A 23,241-nucleotide genomic window follows, 5' to 3' on the forward strand; every position below is an offset into this window, starting at 1 on the left:
CGAAAGCTGCCGCTGCCGTTAAATTATTGTTAAATAATGCCTTAGGTATAGCGGTTCGCCTAACCGGCCCAGCCTTCGCGGTCAAGGCTCCGGTACTGAATGGCCTCAGCTAAATGTTCAATTTTTATGGTCTCGCTGTCGGCCAGGTCAGCTATGGTGCGGCTTACTTTCAGGATGCGGTCGTAGGCGCGGGCCGAGAGGCCAAGCCGTTCCATGGCTGTTTTCAGCAAGGTGCGCCCGGCCTCGTTTATCTGGCAGACCTCCTTCACCATCTGCGAAGGCATCATCGCGTTGGAGTGCACCTGGGGCATCTCCTTAAAGCGCTCCGTCTGCAGCTTGCGGGCCACTTCCACACGCTCCCGCACGGTGGCGCTACCCTCGGCTTTGCGTGTGGCGGTAATTTGGTCAAATGTCACGGGCGTTACCTCCACATGCAGGTCGATGCGGTCCAGAAGCGGGCCGCTCACTTTGTTCAGGTAGCGCTGCACCACGCCGGGGCCGCACACACATTCCTTGTTCGGGTCATTATAATAACCGCAGGGGCAGGGGTTCATGCTAGCCACCAGCATGAAATTGGCCGGGAAATCAAGGGAGGTTTTGGCACGGGAGATCGTAACGCGCCGCTCTTCCAGCGGCTGTCGCATCACCTCCAGCACCGAGCGCTTAAACTCCGGCAGCTCGTCGAGAAACAGCACGCCGTTGTGCGCCAGCGAGATCTCGCCAGGCTGCGGGTTGCCGCCTCCCCCTACCAGCGCCACGTCTGATATGGTGTGGTGCGGCGAGCGGTAGGGGCGGGTGGTCAGCAGCGAGGCGGCCTCGCCCAGCTTGCCGGCCACGGAGTGTATCTTGGTTGTCTCCAGGGCCTCCTGCATCGAGAGCGGCGGCAGGATAGAAGGCAGGCGCTTGGCCAGCATGGTTTTGCCCGCGCCCGGCGGGCCGATCATAATGACGTTATGGCCCCCGGCCGCGGCTATCTCCAGTGCCCGCTTGATGTTCTCCTGCCCCTGCACATCGGCAAAGTCGGCGGCGTAAAGGTCCACCGTGCCCTGGAAAATCTCCCTGGTGTTGATCACCACCGGCGGAATCTCGCGCTTGCCGTCCAGGAACTCGATCGCCTCTAAAATAGTGGTTACCCCAATCACGTCCAGGTTATTGACAATAGCCGCTTCGGTGGCATTCTGGGCAGGCAGAATAATGCCTTTGAAGCTTTGTTTACGGGCCTGTATGGCAATGGGCAGCACCCCTTTCACCGGGCGCAGCGAACCGTCCAGCGACAGCTCCCCCATGATGATATAATCTGAAACCCTGTCGGCGGACATCTGGCCCGAGGCTACCAGAATACCCATGGCAATGGTCAGGTCATAGGCAGAGCCCTCTTTCCGGATGTCGGCGGGCGCCATGTTGATGACGATCTTCTGGCGCGGGATCTTATAGCCATATTGCTTCAGCGCGGACTCGATCCGCTGCTCGCCCTCTTTCACGGCGTTGTCGGGTAGGCCAACGAGGAAGTACTTGGTGCCGGCGCTTACGTTTACTTCAATGGTGATGGTGTAGGCGTTCACGCCCTGCACGGCACTTCCATAGGTTTTGATGAGCATACTTTCTCTTTAGGAAGTATAATAGGTGAATTCTGGAGTCGGAACAAGGGATAAGTGCAATTGATTCATATTCCTGTTCCAAATAATGAAAACCATACTGATCTTGTAGGAAGCGCAGGTTCAGGGTTGCTTCAGTCGGGTCATATCCGGGTGCACCGGCAGGTAAGTGCCGGTCACGTCCGTGCCTTTTGCGTGTACGGTCACGGCAGTGCATATGCTGTCGGGCACGGTTACCTCAAAGGCGATGCCGCGGGCCTGCTCGTCAATTATATATACCTGTTGCTGCTCTTGGTTGGTGTAGTAGGCGAGCGGCTCCACCTGGCTGAATTCTTTCCGGATCTCAGCAAGCGTGTTGCCCGGCCCGAGGCCGCTGCCAGTGCGGAACTGCGGCGAAGTGACCTGCACCTGCTGCACCATCGGGGGGCTGCCGGCTTCATCGAAGCTGTTAACGGTATAGGCGGCCACATACTGCCGTGGCTGCCCACCGCCTTTGCTGATCCAGAACTGCAGCGATTTGCCCATGGCGGCGTCGCCGCTGTCGGCCTTCCCCATGACAGCGTAGAGTTCGGACGCAGGCATCCCCAACCTGATCCGGCCGATGCTTTCGCCGGGCACGATCAGGTAGGCGGAGTCGGGTGTGGCGGGCGCTGGCATCGCTGCCGCTGCAGTGTCTGTGGCCGGTGCGGTACTGCTGTTCGCTTCCTGCTCGCTATCCTCGCGGGACTGGCAGGCGAATACCATCAGGACAAGTATTAGGAACAGGGAGTAGTGCTTCATGAGAAGTGATCGCAGGGGTTATAAATCAGTTGCACCTCTATACGGTACGTGATTTAGGGAAGCTATATATAAAGTTGTCAAGCGTCTCCTCATGCCTTGGTAGCAGCGGCCTTCGCCCCAGACACTCGCGGGAACTGCGCACACCGCGACGTCTTCAATACTATGTCAGTTTCTGCTCCAGCAGCAGGATCAGGATATGGATGACCTTGATATGGATTTCCTGCACCCGGTCGGCGTAGCCGGCGTGCGGCACGCGCACCTCCACGTCGCAGAGCGGGGCCAGTTTGCCGCCGTCTTTGCCCGTCAGGCCCACTACCTTCATGCCTTTGGCTTTGGCAGTCTCCGCCGCTTTCAGCACATTGCCCGAGTTGCCGCTGGTGCTGATGGCCAGCAGCACATCCCCTGCGTTGCCCAGCGCCTCCAGGTAGCGGGAGAACACGGCATCGTAGCCATAGTCGTTGCTCACGCAGCTCATGTGGCTTTGGTCCGAGATGGCGATGGCAGGCAGCGCGCGGCGGTCGTTGCGGTAGCGGCCGGTGAGTTCTTCGGCAAAGTGCATGGCATCGCACATCGAGCCGCCGTTGCCGCAGCTCAGGATCTTGCCGCCATTCCGGATGCTTTCGGCCATGGTATCAGCCGCCCGGCTGACGGCGGCGATATTCTTTTCATCACTCAAAAATGCATTCAGCACTTCCTGCGCCTGCTTCAGTTCTGTTAGTATGGTGGAGGTTGGTGTCATATATACGGTGGTTGGCTGTTCAGCCGCTTTTTCTGCTAAGGTATTTATATAGTGATCTATATATAAAGAGTGTATTTAGGTGGAGGTGCCATATATTATAAGGTGCACACACGCTGCCATCCTTATGCCGTGAGCTGCATCTGGGTGAGCCGGGCGTACAGGCCGCCGCTGTGCTGCTGCAGCTCCTCGTGCGTGCCGCGCTCCACGATGCGGCCCTGCTGCAGCACCAGTATCTCGTCGGCGTGCTGTATGGTGCTGAGGCGGTGCGCAATCACGATGGAGGTTCTGTTCTTCATCAGGTTTGTCAGGGCCTCCTGCACCAGTTTCTCCGATTCCGTGTCGAGGGCCGAGGTCGCCTCGTCCAGAATCAGGATGGGCGGGTTTTTGAGGATGGCCCGGGCAATGCTCAGGCGCTGCCGCTGCCCGCCCGAAAGCTTGCCGCCGCGGTCGCCGATCATGGTCTGGTAGCCGTTCTCGGCGTTGACGATAAACTCGTGGGCGTTGGCGATTTTTGCGGCCGCGATCACTTCCTCTTCGGTGGCGTCGGTTTTGTTAAAGGCGATGTTGTTGAAAATAGTGTCGTTGAAGAGGATCGACTCCTGCGTCACCACACCGATCTTGTCGCGCACCGACTCCATGGTATAATCCCGGATATCGTGCCCGTCTATATAGATGGCGCCCGAAGTGGGGTCGTAGAAGCGCGGCAGCAGGTCGGCGAGCGTGGACTTGCCGCCTCCCGACGGGCCGACGAGCGCCACGGTTTTGCCTTTCTCGATCGTGAAGTTTATATCCTTCAGCACCGGCTTGCCGCCGTAGCCGAAGCCTACATCCCTGAACTCGATCTGCTCCGCGAAGGCCGGCAGCACTTTTGCGTTCGGCTTGTTCACGATCTGCGGCCTGGTATCGATCACCTGCAGCACCCGGTCGCCGGACACCAGTCCCCGCTGGATGTTGCTGAACGAGGACGACATGGCCTTGGCCGGCACCAGCACCTGCGAGAAAAGGATGATATACGTGATAAACTCCGCCGGAGTCAGTTCCGACTGCTGGTTCAGCACCATGTTGCCGCCATAATATAAAAGGCCCGCCACCACCGTCACGCCCATAAACTCCGACAGCGGCGAGGCCAGGTCGCGCTTGTTGGCGATGGAGCGCTGGATGCGCGCGTAGCGGTTGTTCTGCTGGTGGAACTTGTTCAGGATGAACGGCTCCGCGTTAAAAGCCTTGATCACGCGCATGCCGCTGAGTGTCTCGTCGATGATGGTGAGGATAAAGCTGAGCGAGTCCTGGCCCTGCCTGGCGCGGCGCTTCAGGCGCTTGGAGATGCCCGCGATGATGCCGCCCGAGATGGGCAGCAGCAGCAGCGTGAACAGCGTGAGCTCCACCGACATGGTGAACAGGATCACAAAAAAGGCGATGATGGTAATAGGCTCCCGCACCACCGTGGTCAGGGTGCTCACCACGGAGCTCTCCACCTCCTGTATGTCCACCGTCAGGCGCGTCATCAGGTCGCCTTTGCGCTCGTTCGAGAAATAGCCCAGTTGCAGTTCCGTGATGCGCTCGTAGATGGTCTGGCGCATGTTCCGGACCACGTGCGCCCGCAGCGCGCCCACAATCCGGAAGGCGAGGTAACGGAACAGGTTGGCCATAAACACCGACACCACCACCAGCAGGCACACAAACAGCAGCGCCCCCTCGCGCCCCTCCTGCAGTATGATCTGCCCGAAATAGTAGTTGAAGAAATCTTTCAGGTACTCGATGTTCAGGCTGAACTCCGGCCGGGTGGCCGTCATGGCGGCGGCTTCCTCCGGGCTCACCTCCCCGAACAGCACGTTCAGCAAGGGGATGATGAGCGTGAAGTTGAAAAGCCCGAAGAGTATCCCCAGTATGGTATATAAGGAGTACAGCGGCACAAACCGGCTGTACGGTTTGGCAAACTGCAGGATGCGAAGGTACGTCTTCATGCGCTATATAATATTGCCGCCGTGCCTGCTGCACAAAGCCCTGCTTGCCGGCCAGCAACTGCTATGGCAGCACCCACTGGCGCCACCGCTTTGGTTTGATGATGCTATATATGGCCGGCACTGTCAATTCTTTCGTTCCGGCCGCTGCAAAGATACTTATTAAAAGGAAGAATGGCAGAAAAGAGAAGAGGCAGAACGTTTCCCCTCTGCCTCTTCTCCTTCTATATGCTAGGTGGGTTGATTTAAAACTCGTGCACCCGTTGCGGGATGTTCCAGCGGAAGGCGAAGGACGTAAAGTAGGTGTTACTATCCAAGGTGTTAACCTCAGAGTCGGAGCGGCGCACGACCTGCTTCAGGTCCAGGAACACGTTGTGCCGGAGCTGGAAGGTGGCCGTCAGGTCTACAAACACCTGGTTGGTGGTAGCGCCCTGCCCGATTTCGTTGCCGTAGCCAGACACGCGGCTGGTATAGGGGAGCAGCACGTTGCCGCCATAGTTCAGGCTGTCGGTGTCCTGGCCGTAGCGGGTGGCAATGGCTTTGGCCGTCAGGTTCAGGCGCGGGATGGGCTGGTAGCGTATAATGCCGATCAGCTCATACAGGTTCGCCCCCATCGGGTGCGCCAGCGGCTGGTTGTAGTGCTGGTAGTTGGTGAACTGGTCCCGGTGCTGGTAGGTATATGGCCGGATAATGTTCACCTCGCCCTGCAGGTCGAGGTTGCCCAGGCCAAAGGCATCGATGTACTTGGCGCCCAACTGGCCGGCCTGCTTGTTGGCCCACCAGCCGTTGCCCGCCTTCACCTCCTTCAGCAGGAACTCATCCAGCATCAACTGCCCATATAGCTGCACGCGGTTCGCGATGTTCCAGCGGAAGTCTGCGCCCAGCATGGCGTTGTCTTCGCTGCCCAGCGCCTGCTCGATGCTTCTGTAAAAGATAACCGGGTTGAGGTACTGCAGCTCAAACTTGCCTTCGTCACGGGCAAAAACCACCTGCTCAAACAGCCCGACGTTGAAGTTTTCGGTCGCGTTGATGCCCAGGCGGTGCAGGGCCATATACTTCTTGGGCAGAAGCCTGTCGCCGGTGTTGCGCCGGTATTCCGAGATCAGCTCCTGGAACAGGTTCATGTAATGCAGCTTCCAGACGCGCGTATTCAGCTTCAGGAAGAAAGCCGGCGGGGCGTAATCGGAGTAAACGAGGGAGCGGTACCCATCGCCGATCACGTGCCGGTCGTGGCCGAGCTGTATCTCCACATGCTTGCTCAGCGCATAGTTCAGGTAGCCGCGCGCCGTGATGAAGTCGTACCCGTCTCCCTTAAAGCGCTTCCAGTAAACCTCATGCGGCACTACCTGGTCACGCACGATGCGGTCAACAACGTACCCGGGGAACTGCGCCTGGTTCTCGCCGATAAAGGCATAGTAGCCGAAGCGCTCGTCAATGGTGCCCTCCAGCTGCACACCGCGCGTGTTTACGTAGCGTACGCCGTCGGTCTGGTTATCGAGCCCGACCTCCAGGTGCAGCACCGGGTTTACGCGCAGGGTAAAGTGATCGTTCTCGAAATGGTACAGGTCGGTTTTGTTCCGGTAGAAGTACCGGAGGAAAGGGCGCTGGCTACTGTTGTTGCCCTCGGTGGTATAGTTCCAGTTATCGCGCAGCAGGTACTCCGCGTTGAACTGGTCCGCGGCAGAGCGGGCATTGCGCACACTTACTTCGGCCAGGTCGGCTACGTCTGCCCGCCCATAGGGCCGTACGGCTGTCTGCAGTTCGGGCACCTCGTTCCCGTACTTTATCTGGTAGCGGTCTATCATGTGGTACACGTCCGGGTTGTAGGGCACATATACATCCTGCGCCTGTGCCGTAAAACCGGTGGCCAACAGCAGGCATAGAGCACAAAGTACACATCTCATGGGCATAAGCAGTTTAGGGAATTGAAGCTAAGAACGTGCGAATGTACTATTTTGCTGCCTTAATGTTCCGGAAAGCACCGCTATTTTTATACTTTAGCAGGAACATCTACCATTAATGCCGTTCTATGTGGCCTTGCCTGCCCCATCAGCCTATATAGCTCAACTATGGATAAACCTTTGGAACAACTATCCGCCTGCGTCGGGAGAGCATGTGGTATATCGCCCCCGTGGGGCCTTCGGTCGCTAAATTTCAAGCAGGCTTTGGCGGAACCCCGGTGGCTTGCGTATCTTTAATCCGATAACACACTCACGCTCCCGCTCATGGAAAAAAGCAAGCTCCGCATCCTCACCGACACGCCTTCCCTGGCAAACCATTTTATTGCCGAGCTGCGCGACGTAAAAGTGCACGGCGACAGCATGCGTTTCCGGCGCAACCTGGAACGGCTGGGAGAACTGCTGGCCTACGAGATCTCCAAGACACTGCCTTACGCACCGGCCACACTCACCACGCCGCTGGCCGAGATGCAGACGATGCTGCTGGCCGAGCAGCCGGTGCTGGCTACCATCCTGCGGGCCGGTCTGCCGCTGTATAACGGCATGCTGCATTATTTCGACAGGGCCTACAGCACCTTTGTGGGCGCGTACCGGGTGGAGGAGGAGGACACAGAGCTGCAGATAAACATGGACTACCTCGCTTCCACCAACCTGCACGACAAGATCCTGATCCTGGCGGACCCCATGCTGGCGACAGGCCGCTCCCTGGTGAAGGCGTACCAGGGCATGGTGCGCCACGGCATGCCGAAGCAGGTGCATGTGGCCGCGGCCATTGCCGCCCCGGAGGGGATAGCGCATGTGCAGCAGGAAATGCCGGAAGCCCTGATCTGGCTGGGGGCCCTGGACGAGCGCCTGAACGAGCGCTCCTATATCGTTCCCGGCCTCGGGGATGCCGGCGACCTGGCTTTCGGGCCGAAAATATAACTGAACTATTGCATGGAGCGGCCTGTTACTTAGCAAGCTACAGAAATGCATACGGCTAAATGCCTGTGTCTTAATTTATTATCCTATCATATTGTTGGATTAATTACATGGCATATATGTTTTTCCTGCGTATATATTAAGCTGGTGATTATTGTTTACCTTCGAGTGCAATTTTAAACTATGTTTGTGGAGTTACTTAAATATCTGTCAGTGTACCTTGTGAGCATGGTGAAGTTCTTTGGCGGACCGGTTACGGGCATTTCGCTTGGCTTGTCTTACCTCGAGACGGTGCTGCTGACGGTGGCAGGTATGATGACGAGCGTCCTTATCTTCTCTTTGATCGGGAAGGCGGTCTCTAAATGGCTTTCCCGCCGCCGCAAGGCGCAGCAGAAGCCGGTGTTCTGCAAGAAGAGCCGCCGCATTGTGCAGGTCTGGAGCCGGTTTGGTGTATCCGGCGTCGCCTTTCTCACGCCTATCCTGTTCACCCCTATTTTCGGTACCTTGGTTGCGGCCCTGTTGGGCGCCCCCCGCAAGCATATATACGTGCACATGCTTTGGAGCTCCCTTTTCTGGGGCGTCACCCTCACGTTTATGGTGTTTCAGTTTGGGGACCTGGCCGCGAAGTTCTTTTAAAAAGAATTTTTCTGGTATGAATGGGAAGGAAGCGGATAGGCTTCCTTTTTTTGTTGCCGCTAACCAGCGGCTCTATGATTCGCGTCTGTGACCTGGAGCTAAACCAAAGCTGGTTTACAACTCCGCAGGGAGGTGAGGAGAATTATCCCCACCCCAGTTATATATAGGCTGGCCTGAGGCAGACCACCCGTTGAGAACCGGCCATGTTACCTCCGTCCTTACATCGTTCTCTTGCAGGAGCGCAGCCTATATGGCATATATAAAGACAGCCGGCTTACTTCTTCTTGCTTCCCTTCTTCTTCGTCTTTTTCCAGAAAGAGGCTTTCGGGTCGCCTTTGCTTTTCTTTGGCTTGCCTTTCGGGATGCCTTTTTTTACATGGAAAGCACCTTTAAAGTCGGGGTTCTCGCTGCGCTTCAGGTGATCGATTTCCCTGGCTATTTCCTGCTGCTCCTCAAACGGCGTCTCGAACACTTCCACCTCTGCCGGCAGTGGCTCCAGCGGGATCTGCATCCGGATCAGCTTCTCTATTTTTTGGATGTGGTACATCTCTGCCTCGTTGGCGAAGGTGATGGCGGCGCCGGCGTTCTCGGCACGGCCCGTGCGACCGATGCGGTGCACATAGTCCTCGTACACAAACGGCACGTCAAAATTGATCACGTGGCTCACCATCGTCACATCAATGCCGCGGGCAGCCACATCGGTTGCCACTAAAAAGCGCACGTCGCCGCCCTTAAACGCCTCCATGGAGTTGATGCGCGTGTTCTGGCCCTTGTTGCCGTGGATGGCCCGCACCTCGCCGTAGTTCCGGTGCTCGATGAACTTGGATACGCTCTCCGCGTTCTTCTTGCTCCTGGTGAAGATGATCACGCGGTTGAGGCTTTCCGCATCCTGGATAAGGTGCTCCAGCAGGGCGATCTTCGTGCGCAGGTTCGGCACCTGGTACAGCACCTGGCTCACGGTTTCCACTGGTGTGGCCTGCGGCGTCACCTCCACCCGCACCGGGAACTCCAGAAACTCCTCCGAAAGGGTCGTTACCTTATCCGGCATGGTAGCGGAGAACAGCAGGTTCTGGCGCTTGCGCGGGATCACCTCCAGAATCTGGCGTATCTGCGGCATAAAGCCCATGTCCATCATCTTGTCGGCCTCGTCCAGAATCAGCGTTTTCAGTTCCTTCAGCACCAGGTCGCCCTTCAGGTAGAGTTCCATCAGGCGCTTCGGGGTGGCCACCAGTATATCCAGGCCATTGCCGATAATCTCGATCTGGGTTTTGGGGCCGAGGCCGCCATATATGGCAGCGAAGCGAAGGTCTGTGTGCTTGGCCAGCAGCCCGATGTGCTCCTCTATCTGCATCGCCAGCTCGCGGGTAGGGGCAATAATGAGGGCGCGCGGGTTCTGGCCCTGCGCGTATTTAACCTTCATGAGCAGGGGCAGGAGGTAAGCGGCTGTTTTGCCGGTGCCTGTCTGGGCAATGCCCAGTATGTCCTGGCCCGCCAGCGCCAGCGGGATAGCCTGTTGCTGGATAGGAGTCGGCTTTTCGAAGCCAGCTTCTGCAATGGCGCTCAGCAGTTGCTTGTTCAGCTTAAAATCTTCGAATGAGGGGACTGCTTTCTCTGCTTCTTCTGCCATGTCTGTACTCCTTTAACTTTAGTAACCATACAAAAGTACGGTAATTTTATGGTTAGGAGGCAAAGGCCTTTCGATTAGCCTTCAGCCTGCTCCCTTTTCGTCCTTCCCGAGCACATAGCCCAGCGGCTTCAAGGGGTTGATGTTGTCGAACACGACTTTGGCGATGCCCAGGTACGGCACGAAAAGGATCATGCCTGCGATGCCCCATATAGCGCTCCCGAGCAGCAGCACCATGAGCGTCGCCATCGGGTTGAGCTTTATGACGCCGCCCGTAATGTTCGGGGTGAGGATATAGCTCTCTATTTGCTGCACGAGCATGAAGAAAAGGGCGACAACGAGCGGCGTCCAGAGCGAGTCTTTGGTGAGCAGGGCAAACAGGACAGGAATCAGGCTGCCGGTAAGGGAGCCGATGTAGGGGATGATGTTGAGGATGCCTGCCACCAGCCCGAACAGCAGGGCATGGTCGATGCCGATCACTGCCAGGCCGGCCGTGTTCACCACCGAGAGGATGAGGACCACCAGGAAAACACCCGCTATATAGGAACTGGCCACATTGGTGATCTTGCCCACGATGGCCGGGGCGTTGGCGTTATACCGGATAGTCACCCGCAGGATAAAGTTCTTCAGCTTTCTCCTGTAGAGCAGGAACAGCAGCGTATAGGTCATCACGATGATAAAGCTGACCAGGATAGACCCGGCAAAGAGGAACAGGTTCCGGAGGTAGACGCCCACGATCTGAAGGGAGCTTCGGAGGCTTTGCTGCAGGTATTCGTTTTGAGCTTCCTGGGAGATATCGAACGTTTCGTTTATAAACCTGTGCATATCGTTGAGCAGCTGCGCCAGTTTAAGGTCGAGGCGTGGGAGGTCGTTTGCCAGCGCCGTGAGCTGGTCGACGAGCACCACAACCAGCAGGGCAAGCACGACAACCACCGTGAGCACGCACAGGATGGCCGCCAACGTGCGCGGGACCCCCTGTTTCTCGAGTTGCCTGCAAACCGGCACCAGCAGCATCGCAAACAGTCCGCCGATGGCCACCGGAACGATGAATACCTGCCCCAGATAGAGGATGCCGAAAAACAACAGGAGCGCCAGGAGTATCTGATTAAACTGTCGGAGGGAAAAAGGATGCTCCATATATCTTTCAAAGGGTAGCGTCTATAAGGATGTACTCTTGCTTTGCCTTGTCTGTTGCCATACGCCCGCGGGAACGCGCATCGGTGGTAACGGCTCTGTTTGAAAAATCGTGAAATTGCACAATTTTTCTATTCATTCAGCGTCGCGTCGCGTATCTTAGCAACATGAAAAGTATCCTCATAAAGAACGCACAGCTTGTAAACGAAGGAAAAAGCATCACCGCCGACGTGCTGGTACAGGACGGGCGCATTGCGCAGGTGGGACAGGATATAAGCGCAGATGCCGACGAAACCATCGATGCCACCGGCCTGCACCTGCTGCCCGGCGTGATCGATGACCAGGTGCATTTCCGGGAGCCGGGCCTGACGCACAAAGCCACCATCGGCTCGGAGGCAAGGGCGGCGGTGGCCGGCGGCGTGACCTCCTATATGGAGATGCCCAACACCGTGCCCAATGCCGTGACCCAGGAACTGCTGCAGGATAAGTATGACATCGCCGCCGAAACATCGCTGGCCAACTACTCCTTCTATATGGGCGCCACCAACGACAACCTGTCGGAGGTGCTGCTCACCAACCCGAACACGGTCTGCGGCATCAAGATATTTATGGGGTCCTCTACGGGCAACATGCTGGTGGACAACGAAGAGACGCTGGAGCAGATCTTCTCCAAAGCCAAACTGCCCATCACGGTGCACTGCGAGGACGAGCAGACCATCCGCGATAACATGGCCATCTATGAGGAGAAGTACGGCGAGGACATCCCGGTGAAGTGCCACCCCGAGATCCGCAACGAGGTCGCCTGCTTCAAGTCGTCGTTTATGGCCGTAAAACTGGCCGAGAAGCACAACACGCGCCTGCACATCCTGCACATTTCCACAGAAGAAGAGCTGAAACTGTTCCGTAACGACATCCCGCTGGAGCAGAAGCGCATTACGGCAGAGGTCTGCGTGCATCACCTCTGGTTCGATAAAGAGGATTACGACACGCTGGGAACGCAGATCAAGTGCAACCCGGCCGTGAAGGAGGCGCGGCACAAAGCGGCCCTGCTGCAGGGGCTGCTGGCCGATAAGTTGGATGTGATCGCCACTGACCACGCCCCGCACCTGTGGGAGGAGAAGCAGGCGAAATACAAGAAAGCGCCCTCCGGGGTGCCGCTGGTGCAGCACTCGCTGCAGATGATGCTGGAGTTTGTGAAGCAGGGCAAGCTGACGCTGGAGAAGATGGTGGAGAAAATGTGCCATGCCCCGGCCATCCTGTTCAACGTGCGCGAGCGGGGCTATATACGCCCCGGCTACTGGGCCGACCTCGTGCTGGTAGACTTGAACAAGCCGTATACCGTCAGCAAAGCGAACACCTACTACAAATGCGACTGGTCCCCGTTCGAGGGCCACACCTTCGGCAGCACCATCACCCACACGTTTGTTTCGGGGCACCTGGCCTATGTAAACGGCGCGTTTGATGAGAGCAGGAGAGGAGAGCGGCTGCTGTTTGACCGGTAAAATTTGTGCTATTTTATGGAATTAGAAAAATTTAAAAAGCTTCATCAATACTTTTCGCAAATGCCTTTTCCAAGAGAAGCCAGACTTTCAGAAGAGTATGAGGCTTATATAGATGCATTTGAGAATGAGGAGTGCTATAACTGGGCAACAGCTGAAAAGTTGAAGAGTAAAGGTTTTGATTACGAGAAGTATTGCTGCATGATGATGGCTGACAACGTATGTAGTAGCCTCGATGAAAATGGTAAGATTAAATATGGAGATATAGATGTTGTAATTAATAAATGGGATGATGGGCTATATGGAATTCCCATACATGATGGAGGCTCATCAATGATTGTAATAAATTACTGTCCTTGGTGTGGCAGCAAGCTTAGTAAGTAAACCTCATTCAAAAAAACTAACTCCTTACAAGCTAACAGGTAAAATTTGTGCGAAAAATGCCCCAGGGTATTGCATTGTGTCATTTCCTCCGTATATTTGCACACTCAAACGAGACACGGTGGTTGTAGCTCAGTCGGTTAGAGCACCAGATTGTGATTCTGGGGGTCGTGGGTTCGAGCCCCATCTTCCACCCCAAGCCCTTGAAGCCAACTTCAAGGGCTTTTTTGTTTCGGTTGCTGGTTATATGGCTGCATGGTTAGTCTGTTGTTCTCGGAAATGAACGAAGAGAGGGCAGTAGAACGGGGTAGGCATTCAATAACAAAGGAGTTGTTGGTGAAAATGCGCAACAACGGCGAGAATATTCTGACAACCATATAGCCATCAAACCATTTATCAATCAACACTTAACTATCAACAATAAAAGATATGAGCTTAACAGTAGTAGGGTCGATGGCGTTTGACGCGCTGGAGACACCCTTCGGGAAAACAGACAAAATCGTGGGCGGTGCGGCCACTTATATATCCCTGGCGGCCTCTTATTTCGTGAAGCCCGTGAACGTGGTGTCCGTGGTGGGCGGCGACTTCGACCAGGACCATATCCAGCTGATGCACCAGCGCGACATCAGCACCGAAGGGGTGCAGGTGAAGGAGAACGAGAAGTCCTTTTTCTGGTCTGGCCGCTACTTTAACGACATGAACAGCCGCGAAACGCTGGTAACGGAGCTCAACGTGCTCGGCGACTTCGACCCGATCATACCGCAGAGCTACCAGGGCTGCGATTACCTGATGCTGGGCAACCTCGCCCCGCAGGTGCAGAAAACGGTGATCGAGCGCCTGAACGAGCGCCCGAAGCTGGTGGTGATGGACACCATGAACTTCTGGATGGACATTGCCATGGAGGATCTGAAGGAAACCATCGCGCTGGTGGACGTGCTGTCGATCAACGACGAGGAGGCGCGCCAGCTGAGCGGCGAGTACTCGCTGGTGAAAGCCGCCAAGGTGATCATGGCCATGGGGCCGCGGTACCTGATCATCAAGAAAGGGGAGCACGGGGCGCTGTTGTTCAGTGAGGACAAGGTTTTCTTCGCGCCCGCTTTGCCTTTGGAGGAAGTGTTTGACCCAACCGGCGCCGGCGACACGTTTGCCGGGGGCTTTATCGGCTACCTGGCCAGCACCGGCGACACGAGTTTCGGCAACATGAAGCGCGCGGTTATATATGGCTCCGCCCTGGCCTCTTTCTGCGTGGAGAAGTTCGGGACGGAGCGCCTGAAAAACCTGACGCAGGACGAGATCGAGAACCGCGTGCAGCAGTTCGTGAACCTCGTGCAGTTCGACGCTGTGCTGCAGTAGCACAGCATTTATATATAGAGGAGGAAAGGGAGGCTGCGGCTTCCCTTTCTGCTTTAAGCTGCTTCTAAATCCAGCCACCCCCGCCCCTCCTTGCCTAAGCTACCATTAGGACACATTTTATGTAGTTGGTTGATTATCAATCGTTTATATAGATTTGCCGTATTCTATAAGGTATTAATAATCAGGGCTTTAAATAAGTTGTGTCCTAATTGTAGCCTTAGACAAGGAGGGGCAGGGATGGTTGGAATACAGCTGCACAGCACCTGTTCGCAGCACAAACCCCATAGTGGTATAAGGCTGGATTCAGCCACTCGACTCATCCGCATATATAAAACCAGGTGCAATCAATGTTTAGCGCATCACAAAATGAATTGCACTGTTTTGTAACAAAATAAAGGCGAATGGGGTAAAACTATATATAAGCTAACGAGGAGATTGGATTATGAGCATCAAGAATAAAGAGAACAAGGACATAAACGAGTTGAAAAAGAATAACCCCAACGAGGCTGACCCAAACAAGCTGATGGGGAACATTGAAGACAACCCGGTGCGCAACGCACTGAACAAAGACGCTACAAAAGTACAGAACCCTAACCGTAACCTGGCGAAGGGGGGCAACAACACGCCGTACGACAAGAAGTAGCGTTACTACGCGCAAAATATAAGCTATGAAAATATAAAGGGAGGATGGCCGTTCAGGCTGTCCTCCCTTTTTTGTTGGCGCCGGCGGTGCAGCTGTGTGGGTAAATCCCTATCTTTCGTATTGCAAATACGCTACTGCATGTACCAAACCGAAATCTGTGTGCTGGGTGCAGGCCCGGGCGGCGCAACGGCGGCCCTCCACCTGGCCAACAAAGGCATCCCGTCTCTCCTGGTCGATAAGGCCTGCTTCCCACGTGACAAAGTTTGCGGCGATGCCCTGAGCGGCAAAGTCGTGAACGAGCTGCGGCGCATCGCCCCGGAGCTGCCCGGGCTGTTCAGCCAGCAGCAGGAGGCGCTTCCCTCGTGGGGCATCCATTTTATATCTCCCGGTGGGCACCAACTCAGCGTGCCCTTTAAGTACAACTACAACAAAGCGCAGGATTCCCCGGCCGGGTATATCGCCAAACGCATTCATTTCGATAATTTCCTGGTGGAGCAGGTGCGGCAGCGCCCGCAGGTGCAGCTGTGGGAGGGCGTGGAGCTGACGCAGTACGAACGGCAGTCGGACGGCAGCTTTATCCTTTGCGATAAAAGCGGGAAGCCGCTGGTGCAGGCAAAGCTGCTGATAGTAGCCAACGGGGCGCAGTCGGGGTTTGCGCGGCATGTGGCCCAACTGCCGCAGGAGCCGTGGCATTACTGCGCCGGCCTGCGCGCCTATTACCAGAACGTGGCCGCGCTGGACCAGGACAACTTCATTGAGCTGCACTTTTTCAAGGACTTTCTGCCGGGTTATTTCTGGATCTTCCCGCTGCCCAACGGCCACGCCAACGTGGGGGTGGGGATGCTGAGCAGTGTGGTCAGCAAAAAGAAAGTGAACCTGAAAAAGGAAATGCTCCGGATGATACAGGAGCACCCGGAACTGCAGAAACGCTTCGCTAACGCGCAGCTCATCGGCGACATCAAAGGCTACGGGCTGCCGCTGGGCTCCAAAAAAAGAACTATCTCCGGCGACAACTACATGCTGGTGGGCGATGCCGGCGCGCTCATCGACCCGTTTACCGGTGAGGGCATCAGCAACGCCATGATCAGCGGGCGCTGGGCAGCCGAGCAAGCTGAAAAGTGCCTGCAGGAGCAGGATTTCTCCGCTTTATATATGCAAGGCTACGACAAAGCGGTCTATAACCGCCTCTGGAAAGAACTGAAGCTGAGCCGCCGGATGCAGCAGCTGCTCGACTACCCGTGGCTCTTCAACCAGGTGGCCGCCAAAGCCTCCAGAAACAAAGCCCTCGCCGAGACCATCTCCTGCATGTTCAACGACCTCGACCTGCGCGAGCGGCTCAAGCAACCTTCCTTTTATTTGAAGCTGCTGTTTAATTGAAGACACAGGACGTCAGACACAAGACACAAGATAAGAATCCTTTTTTTCTGTCATCTCGAACGCAGTGAGAGATCTATCTGGAATTCTGTAGAGATCTCTCACTGCGTTCGAGATGACAGAAATAGAAATAACAGAGAGAGTCTTGTGTCTTAAGTCTAACGTCCTGTGTCTCTTTTCAAAACCCCTGCTTCAGCCACAGCTGAAAGTTTCCCTTCTCTGCCGCCGTGGCGTCTGCGCGCTTCTCCACCGTGAATTTGCTGTAATAGCCTGTCCCGCCCGACTGTAGTGGTACCGTCCGCAGCTGCTTCTCCCGGAACAGCGTGAGCACCGCCGTCTCCGGCTGCAGTGAGAGCAGTTGCTGCAGGTTGTTCTCCAGCTTGCGCCCGTTCAGCGCGATCAACTCATCCTCTATGCTGAGGACTTGGCTGGAGGGGGAGCCCGGCGCGATGGCCGTTACTTTTGTACTTCCTTCAGACGAAACCTTAAAGCCATATATGCCTTCGTAGAGCAAAGGGTTCTGATGCTCATGTAGCGTACAGCCTACATAGCGTAGCGCCTCATCCAGGGCGGGCTCCAGTGGGGCAGTGCCATCTATAAAGTTGTCGAAGTAAGATTGGAACGACTGCCCGGCCACTTCCTCCACCAACTGCGCATAATCCTGCTCGGTATAGCCTTTCTCTTTTTTGCCGAAATCCTCCCACATCCGGCGCATCACGGTGTCGAGCGAGGCGGCGTTACCGGTGGCTTTTCGCAGTTGCAGGTCCAAGAGCAGGGCCGTGAGCGCACCCTTTATATAGATCGACACCTTGCGGTCGGGGACGCCCGGCTTGTAACCGTCCAGCCACAGGTCGAAGGAGGAGTCGGCGACGGAGAGGTGGTGGCGGCCGTCGTCGGCGAAATAGCGCTGCAGCGTGGTATTCAGCTCCTCGAAATACTGCGCTGCCGTGAAAACCCTGGCCCGAGCCAGCATATAGTCGCCGTAGTAGGTGGTGACGCCCTCGGCCACATAGCCCGTCCGGAAGTAGTTCTCCTGTGCAAAATTGTAAGGCAGCATTTCTTTCGGCCTGATCTTCTTGACGTTCCAGGTATGGAACAGCTCGTGCGAGCTCACCCCAAGCAGTTCTTTGTAGAGGCTCGGCTGCATCAGCAACTCGCCCGGCCCGAGTGTGATGACGGTGGAGTGGCTGTGCTCCACGCCGTGGTAGTAGCGGTAGGGCAGGATCTCGTTCAGGTAGTGGTATTCCGGCACCGGGAAATCGCCGAACACCTCCAGCTGCTCCCGGGTGAAGGCGGTAAAGTCGCGCTGTATTCTTTCCCAGTCCGGCCGGCAATCGCCCTGCAGCCATATATAAAATGGGATGCCATTCACTTCAAACGTGTGCTTCTTCAGGCTGCCGCTGGCGATAAACGGGCTGTCCACCAGCGCATCAAAACTGCCGGCTTCCAGCACATGCTTCTCTTTTTCGGGCAGGCCGCAGGCGATTTGCCAATGCGCCGGTATAGATAGCTGCAGTTGGCAGGGCTCCTGCTCGCGCCCCTCCACCGCCATCAGGCAGTTGATCGGGTTCAGGTACAGCTGCTCCTCGTCCAGCCAAGAGCCGCCGGCATCCATCTGGCGGGCGAAGAAGCTGTAGCTTATATATACCGTCTCCGCGCCGCCGGCCTCCACCAGCCACCGGTCTTTTGTCGCTTTGCGGATCGTAATAGACTTCCCGTTGGCGCTGGCGGCAATATTGCGGAGCTTCTGGGCGAAGTGCTGCAGCTCGTAGCGGCCGGGGCGCCAGGCGGGCAGCTGCAGGTACACCTCCTGCAGCTGGTTGTCTGTTACGGTGATTTTGATGTCTACGTAGTGCGTGAGCGGGTTTTGGTATGAGAGGTGGTACTGCATCATATATAAAGATATTGATGTGTTGATTTGAAGATTTGAAAATAGAAGGAACAGCTATATGGGATGAGCATATGGCGTACATACGGAAACGGTTTAGCCATTCAACTGTACTACGAGCAGCAATTTAGGAATGTGACCTTTCAAATGTTTAACTACAAAAAGGCCGGTTGATGCGCTCCACAAAAGCAGTTTTAGCCCTGTTCTATAAAAAATACGGGGCAGGCGTTGCGAATGTACAAAAGGTTGCCTAATTTTGCAGGCCATAATAAAAGCATTGGCAGACGATGAAAAGAACATTCCAGCCTTCTCAGAGAAAAAGAAGAAACAAGCACGGTTTCAGATCAAGAATGGAAACCGCTAACGGCAGAAGAGTATTGGCCAGCAGAAGAGCCAAAGGCAGAAAGAGACTGACTGTTTCTGACGAAAAAAGACATAAGGCGGCTTAATCCCTGACCAGGGATAGCAGCTTCGCTTTTTCGTTTCCGCTGATGCAGACGCCAGCTGACGAACACCAAGCAGAGCAGCCGTTTTCTCATACATTTTCGAAAGAAGAACGCTTGTGTAGTAAGCGCCTCATCGCGCTGCTGTTTAGCAAGGGTTCTTCTTTTAATTTGTATCCGCTGCGGTTTGTGTATCACACGCCGCCGGATATGCCGCCTGGCCAAACGCAGGTGCTTATTTCCGTTTCCAAGCGCTATTTCAAACGCGCCACCGACCGTAACCGCCTCAAGCGGCAGATACGCGAGGCTTTCCGCCTCAACAAGCAGGTGCTTTACCAAAACCCAGGGCAGTCGCCGCGGCTGCTGGGCATTCTCTATATTGGTAAAGAAAAAAAATCCTTTGATTCTATCCAGAAAAAACTAATTTCAGGTTTGGAGCGTTGTCTGAGTAAGTAGTCTTACTGCGTCCCATCCTAATTCTGAAATTATGTACAAGAAGTCTATAGCCGGTCTCCTGCTCGGCACATTGGCCTTAGGTCTTTTCTCGTTCAAATCCGAGTCCGAGCGCTACTTCCAGATTGCCAAAAACCTCGATGTTTTCGCTACTCTCTTCAAAGAGGTAAACACCTATTACGTGGACGACGTGCCCCCGGCTCAGATGATGCGCATCGGCATCGACGCCATGCTCAAGTCGCTTGACCCTTACACGAATTATATCCCTGAAGACGATATAGAGGATTTCCGGACCATGACCACGGGGCAGTATGGCGGCATTGGGGCCGTAATCGGTAGCCGCGACGGCAAAGTGGTGGTGCAGATGCCGTACGAAGGCTCGCCCGCCCAGAAAGCAGGCCTGGTGATTGGCGACGAGATTCTGAAAGTGGATGGTGTGGCAGTGTCCGGTAAGTCTACCGCGGATGTGAGCAAGCTGCTGAAGGGGCAGGCAAACACCCCCATCAAACTGGAGATCCGCAGCTACGGCCAGGCTAAGCCCCGGACCGTGGAACTCTCCCGCTCTAACATCATGGTGGAGAACGTGCCGTACTACGGCATGATGGACGATAAAATCGGCTACTTCCAGCTGTCCGGCTTCACCGTGGATGCCTCCAAGGAAGTAAGGATGGCGGTGCAGAAGCTGAAGGAGATGGGCGCCGAGAAAATCATCTTCGACCTGCGCGACAACCCTGGCGGGCTACTGCACGAGGCGGTGAACATCTCGAACGTGTTTGTGGACAAAGGCAAAGACATCGTAAGCACCAAAGGCAAAGTGACGGAATGGAACAAAACCTATAAGTCGCTGGACGAGCCGCTGGACGTGAATATGCCGCTCGTGATCCTGACCAGCTCGCGCAGTGCCTCGGCCTCCGAGATTGTGGCAGGCGTGATGCAGGATTATGACCGCGCGGTGCTGGTGGGTGAGCGCACCTTCGGCAAAGGGCTGGTGCAGGCTACGCGCCCGCTCTCCTATAATTCCCAACTAAAAGTAACCACAGCAAAATATTATATACCGAGCGGCCGCTGCATCCAGGCCATCGACTACACCCACCGAAACGAGGACGGCAGCGTGGGCAAGATCGCCGACTCATTGCGCGTCGCCTTCAAGACAGCCAACGGGCGGGTGGTATATGACGGCGGCGGCGTTAGCCCGGATGTAGAGGTAGAGCAGGTGGAGTATGCCGACATTACGCAGGCCATCGCTTCCAAAGGGCATTTCTTCGAGTTCGCCAACAAGTACAGAGCCGAGCATGCCAAGATTGCCGATGCTTCCAAGTTTGAGCTGACAGATGATGAGTACCAGCAATTTGTCTCGTTCCTGAAGGACAAGGATGTGTCCTACCGTACGGGCGTTGAAAGCGAGCTGGAGGATGTGGCCAAGCAGGCGAAAGAAGGCAAGCATTATGACGACATCAAGGCAGAGCTGGATGCCATCAGGAAGAAGGTGTCGCATAACAAGGCCAATGACCTGACACGCTTCAAGTCGGAGATACGGGAGGTGCTGGAGGCGGAAATCGCGTCGCGCTATTTCTTGCAGGAAGGTTATATAGAGGCTACGTTTGATGACGACCCCAATATCCTGATGGCGAAGCAGATACTGAACGATCAGCAAAAATACAACGCGTACCTGAAAGGGAATTAAAATATCAGGCAGGAGCAGGAGAGGGTGGTGCGGATGTGCCACCCTCTCCTGCGTTTATATATGAGTAGCCTATATGATTACATAGAAGGAAGGGAGGGCTTTTTGGTTCCTTGCCCCAGTTCCACTAATTTTGCAGCGCATCTATATATAAGCCATGTCCCTGATACTTGCCCTCGAGACCTCTACCACCGTTTGTTCCATCGCCCTGTTTCAGGATCGGCAGTTGTTGGGCGCGTCTGAGTTGCAGATAGAGAAATCGCATTCATCCCACATCACCGTGATGATCTCGCAGCTGGTGGAAAACTGCGGGGTGACCTTGCAGGAACTGAGTGCCGTGGCCGTGTCAGGCGGGCCGGGTTCCTATACCGGCCTCCGCATCGGCACCTCCACGGCAAAGGGCTTGTGCTACTCCCTAGATATCCCGCTGCTGGAGGTGTCAACGCTATATGGCCTGGCCGCACAGGTGGTGGCAGCCACGCCAAAGCCGGAGCGCTACCTGTTTTGCCCGATGCTGGATGCCCGCCGCATGGAGGTGTATACCTGCCTTCTCGACAGCCAGTTGCGGGAGGTAAGCCCCATAGAGCCGGTTGTGCTGGACGAGCATACCTTCGAAAATAAGATGGCAGGGCAGCCGGTTCTCTTTTTTGGGAGCGGCGCGCAGAAGTTTAAGGAGTTAGTGGCAGAGAAGGAGAATGCCCTGTTTATTGAGGAGGTGCTCCCGTCAGCCAAAACGATCGGGCAGCTGGCCCTGGCTAAATATGAGCAAAAGGCCTTCGAAGATGTGGCGTATTATGAACCCTTCTATCTAAAGGATGTTTATATAACAGGTGCCGGCAAAGGCACAAAAAGATAATTGAAAACTATGGCAGAGTTGATAAATAAAGTCGCACAAAGTGCGCTTGTAACTGTAAACCTGGAGCTGCTGCTGCACCCGGGCGAACGCGTGGTATACGACATAAAAGACAACCTCTTCCGCGGCCTGATTCTAAAGGAGAAAGATTTCCGGGCTTTCGTGAAGGAAAACGACTGGTCGGTATTTGATGGAAAGAACGTGGCCATCCTGTGCAGCGCCGATGCCATCGTGCCGACCTGGGCCTATATGCTGCTGGCGACAAAGCTGCAGAACCACGCGAACTACTATGTGTTCGGAGATCTGGAAGCGCTGGAGCAGGCCCTGATGCAGGAGGCCATCGCCAAAATTGACCCGGAAGAATACAGGGATGCAAAGGTGGTGATCAAAGGATGCGGCAGTATACCCGTGCCCACGTATGCCTATGTGGAGATCATGCGAAAACTGCTACCCGTTACCAGCAGCCTGATGTACGGAGAGCCTTGCAGCACGGTACCATTATATAAGAAGCCAAAAGTTGTATGATCATAGCGGCTTAAGTAGACAGGAGGCGGGGAGGAAATCTTCCCGCCTCTTTTGTTTTAAAGGCGTCCCTGATCATATATAAAGAGCAGCACGCTATCTCATCAGCATAGCGCTTAATATATAAATACGCTTTACCAGTATAGCTATAGCAGGCGGCTTCTGCAGGAATTTCTATCCCGTCTGGAACTCCGGTGGCGGGGGCTGTTGTTCTCTTCAGGCGCGCCTTGCCAAGAGGGCTTGAAAATTATCCAATAGATTTTCAGGCGGTTGCGCAGGCGGTTCCTGATTCCATGGGATTTCTTCTGTGCCAGGTTTGGAAAGGCGGGCGGTTTAGCTACCTTTGCATCCCGGTTCGGCAGGGACGGGGGAGAGGGAGAGACTGAGAGAAAGGGAGGCAGAAAAAAAATCCCCCTGCCGCTTGCAAAAAGGAAAAGGTTTCTTACCTTTGCAACCCGGTTCGGAAGGAGCCGCTAACACAGGTTGCGCTTGCGGGAAGGGGAGAAAAAAACTTCACATAGGCGTTTGGAAAAGGCAAAAGGCTTCGTACCTTTGCCACCCGCTCCGGCAGCAGGCCGGCGGGGGGGAAGAAAGGCAGAAAAAAATCTTCTTTTTTCATTGCGGATCGAAAAGGTTTCCTTACCTTTGCATCCGCTTCCAGCAGCAAGGGCCGGCAGGGCCCGCAGGGGAGTGAAAGAGAAAGAAAAAAAGATTGCAAAACGTTTGGCGGTTCGGCAGGAACCGGCGACCTTTGCACCCCGCCCCGGAGCGAACGGCTCGGCGGGGTAAAAAAAGACGCCTCG

At 55.4% G+C, this 23,241-nt stretch carries 21 protein-coding genes and 1 tRNA gene; 13 read left to right on the top strand and 9 right to left on the bottom strand.

Annotation, left to right across the window (positions count from 1 at the left end; genetic code table 11):
- Positions 1-59 precede the first annotated feature (59 nt).
- From ABD920_RS04490 to ABD920_RS04510, 5 genes are all read right to left on the bottom strand, one after another.
- Entirely contained in the window at positions 60-1,598 is a 1,539-nt protein-coding gene (locus tag ABD920_RS04490) for a YifB family Mg chelatase-like AAA ATPase (RefSeq protein WP_345157087.1), read from the bottom strand.
- Positions 1,599-1,718: 120 nt separating this feature from the next.
- Complete coding sequence (locus ABD920_RS04495) at positions 1,719-2,375, bottom strand: hypothetical protein (protein ID WP_345157088.1); 657 nt, start codon at positions 2,373-2,375, stop codon at positions 1,719-1,721.
- Between the two features lie 160 nt (positions 2,376-2,535).
- Positions 2,536-3,114: a D-sedoheptulose 7-phosphate isomerase gene (gene lpcA, locus ABD920_RS04500; protein ID WP_345157089.1), complete on the bottom strand. Its 579-nt coding sequence runs from the start codon at positions 3,112-3,114 to the stop codon at positions 2,536-2,538.
- Between the two features lie 122 nt (positions 3,115-3,236).
- On the bottom strand, positions 3,237-5,078 hold the full coding sequence (locus ABD920_RS04505) for an ABC transporter ATP-binding protein (RefSeq protein ID WP_345157090.1): 1,842 nt from the start codon (positions 5,076-5,078) through the stop codon (positions 3,237-3,239).
- Between the two features lie 242 nt (positions 5,079-5,320).
- Positions 5,321-6,979 (bottom strand): hypothetical protein, encoded by a 1,659-nt coding sequence (locus tag ABD920_RS04510; protein WP_345157091.1) that lies wholly within the window; start codon positions 6,977-6,979, stop codon positions 5,321-5,323.
- A 321-nt stretch (positions 6,980-7,300) separates the two neighbouring features.
- Between ABD920_RS04510 and upp the strand changes: the two genes are divergently transcribed.
- The gene (gene upp, locus ABD920_RS04515) at positions 7,301-7,957 is read left to right on the top strand and encodes a uracil phosphoribosyltransferase (RefSeq protein ID WP_345157092.1); all 657 of its coding nucleotides are present in this window, start codon (positions 7,301-7,303) and stop codon (positions 7,955-7,957) included.
- A 186-nt stretch (positions 7,958-8,143) separates the two neighbouring features.
- Entirely contained in the window at positions 8,144-8,590 is a 447-nt protein-coding gene (locus tag ABD920_RS04520) for a small multi-drug export protein (RefSeq protein WP_345157093.1), read from the top strand.
- A gap of 274 nt (positions 8,591-8,864) precedes the next feature.
- Here ABD920_RS04520 and ABD920_RS04525 read toward each other — a convergent pair whose 3' ends face one another.
- A complete protein-coding gene (locus ABD920_RS04525) occupies positions 8,865-10,217 on the bottom strand; it encodes a DEAD/DEAH box helicase (RefSeq protein ID WP_345157094.1) in 1,353 nt (450 codons plus the stop codon).
- An 81-nt stretch (positions 10,218-10,298) separates the two neighbouring features.
- A complete protein-coding gene (locus tag ABD920_RS04530) occupies positions 10,299-11,351 on the bottom strand; it encodes an AI-2E family transporter (RefSeq protein ID WP_345157096.1) in 1,053 nt (350 codons plus the stop codon).
- A 164-nt stretch (positions 11,352-11,515) separates the two neighbouring features.
- Here ABD920_RS04530 and ABD920_RS04535 point away from each other — a divergent pair, with 164 nt between their 5' ends.
- From ABD920_RS04535 to ABD920_RS04560, 6 genes are all read left to right on the top strand, one after another.
- Positions 11,516-12,850 (top strand): dihydroorotase, encoded by a 1,335-nt coding sequence (locus ABD920_RS04535; RefSeq protein WP_345157097.1) that lies wholly within the window; start codon positions 11,516-11,518, stop codon positions 12,848-12,850.
- A gap of 15 nt (positions 12,851-12,865) precedes the next feature.
- On the top strand, positions 12,866-13,231 hold the full coding sequence (locus tag ABD920_RS04540) for a DUF6980 family protein (RefSeq protein ID WP_345157098.1): 366 nt from the start codon (positions 12,866-12,868) through the stop codon (positions 13,229-13,231).
- 118 nt (positions 13,232-13,349) lie between these two features.
- Positions 13,350-13,426, top strand: a tRNA-His gene (locus tag ABD920_RS04545).
- A 231-nt stretch (positions 13,427-13,657) separates the two neighbouring features.
- Positions 13,658-14,581: a PfkB family carbohydrate kinase gene (locus ABD920_RS04550; protein ID WP_345157100.1), complete on the top strand. Its 924-nt coding sequence runs from the start codon at positions 13,658-13,660 to the stop codon at positions 14,579-14,581.
- A 442-nt stretch (positions 14,582-15,023) separates the two neighbouring features.
- Positions 15,024-15,224, top strand: a complete 201-nt coding sequence (locus ABD920_RS04555) for a hypothetical protein (protein ID WP_345157101.1) — start codon at positions 15,024-15,026, stop codon at positions 15,222-15,224.
- Between the two features lie 138 nt (positions 15,225-15,362).
- Complete coding sequence (locus ABD920_RS04560) at positions 15,363-16,601, top strand: NAD(P)/FAD-dependent oxidoreductase (protein ID WP_345157102.1); 1,239 nt, start codon at positions 15,363-15,365, stop codon at positions 16,599-16,601.
- Positions 16,602-16,776: 175 nt separating this feature from the next.
- On the opposite strand, the gene ABD920_RS04565 is transcribed toward ABD920_RS04560, so the two are convergent.
- On the bottom strand, positions 16,777-18,492 hold the full coding sequence (locus ABD920_RS04565; protein WP_345157103.1) for a M61 family metallopeptidase: 1,716 nt from the start codon (positions 18,490-18,492) through the stop codon (positions 16,777-16,779).
- A 281-nt stretch (positions 18,493-18,773) separates the two neighbouring features.
- On the opposite strand from ABD920_RS04565, the gene rpmH reads away from it, so the two are divergent.
- From rpmH to ABD920_RS04590, 5 genes are all read left to right on the top strand, one after another.
- On the top strand, positions 18,774-18,935 hold the full coding sequence (rpmH, locus tag ABD920_RS04570) for a 50S ribosomal protein L34 (RefSeq protein ID WP_162347583.1): 162 nt from the start codon (positions 18,774-18,776) through the stop codon (positions 18,933-18,935).
- A gap of 42 nt (positions 18,936-18,977) precedes the next feature.
- Positions 18,978-19,385 (top strand): ribonuclease P protein component, encoded by a 408-nt coding sequence (locus ABD920_RS04575; RefSeq protein WP_345157105.1) that lies wholly within the window; start codon positions 18,978-18,980, stop codon positions 19,383-19,385.
- A 31-nt stretch (positions 19,386-19,416) separates the two neighbouring features.
- Entirely contained in the window at positions 19,417-21,066 is a 1,650-nt protein-coding gene (locus ABD920_RS04580) for a S41 family peptidase (RefSeq protein ID WP_345157106.1), read from the top strand.
- 154 nt (positions 21,067-21,220) lie between these two features.
- The gene (gene tsaB, locus ABD920_RS04585; protein WP_345157107.1) at positions 21,221-21,919 is read left to right on the top strand and encodes a tRNA (adenosine(37)-N6)-threonylcarbamoyltransferase complex dimerization subunit type 1 TsaB; all 699 of its coding nucleotides are present in this window, start codon (positions 21,221-21,223) and stop codon (positions 21,917-21,919) included.
- A 9-nt stretch (positions 21,920-21,928) separates the two neighbouring features.
- A complete protein-coding gene (locus tag ABD920_RS04590) occupies positions 21,929-22,441 on the top strand; it encodes a DUF2480 family protein (protein WP_345157108.1) in 513 nt (170 codons plus the stop codon).
- 470 nt (positions 22,442-22,911) lie between these two features.
- Here the strand turns inward: ABD920_RS04590 and ABD920_RS04595 are convergent.
- The coding region (locus ABD920_RS04595; protein ID WP_345157109.1) for a hypothetical protein at positions 22,912-23,241 on the bottom strand (330 nt) is incomplete at its 5' end.

The organism is Pontibacter saemangeumensis (genome assembly GCF_039541895.1).
Lineage (GTDB): Bacteria > Bacteroidota > Bacteroidia > Cytophagales > Hymenobacteraceae > Pontibacter > Pontibacter saemangeumensis.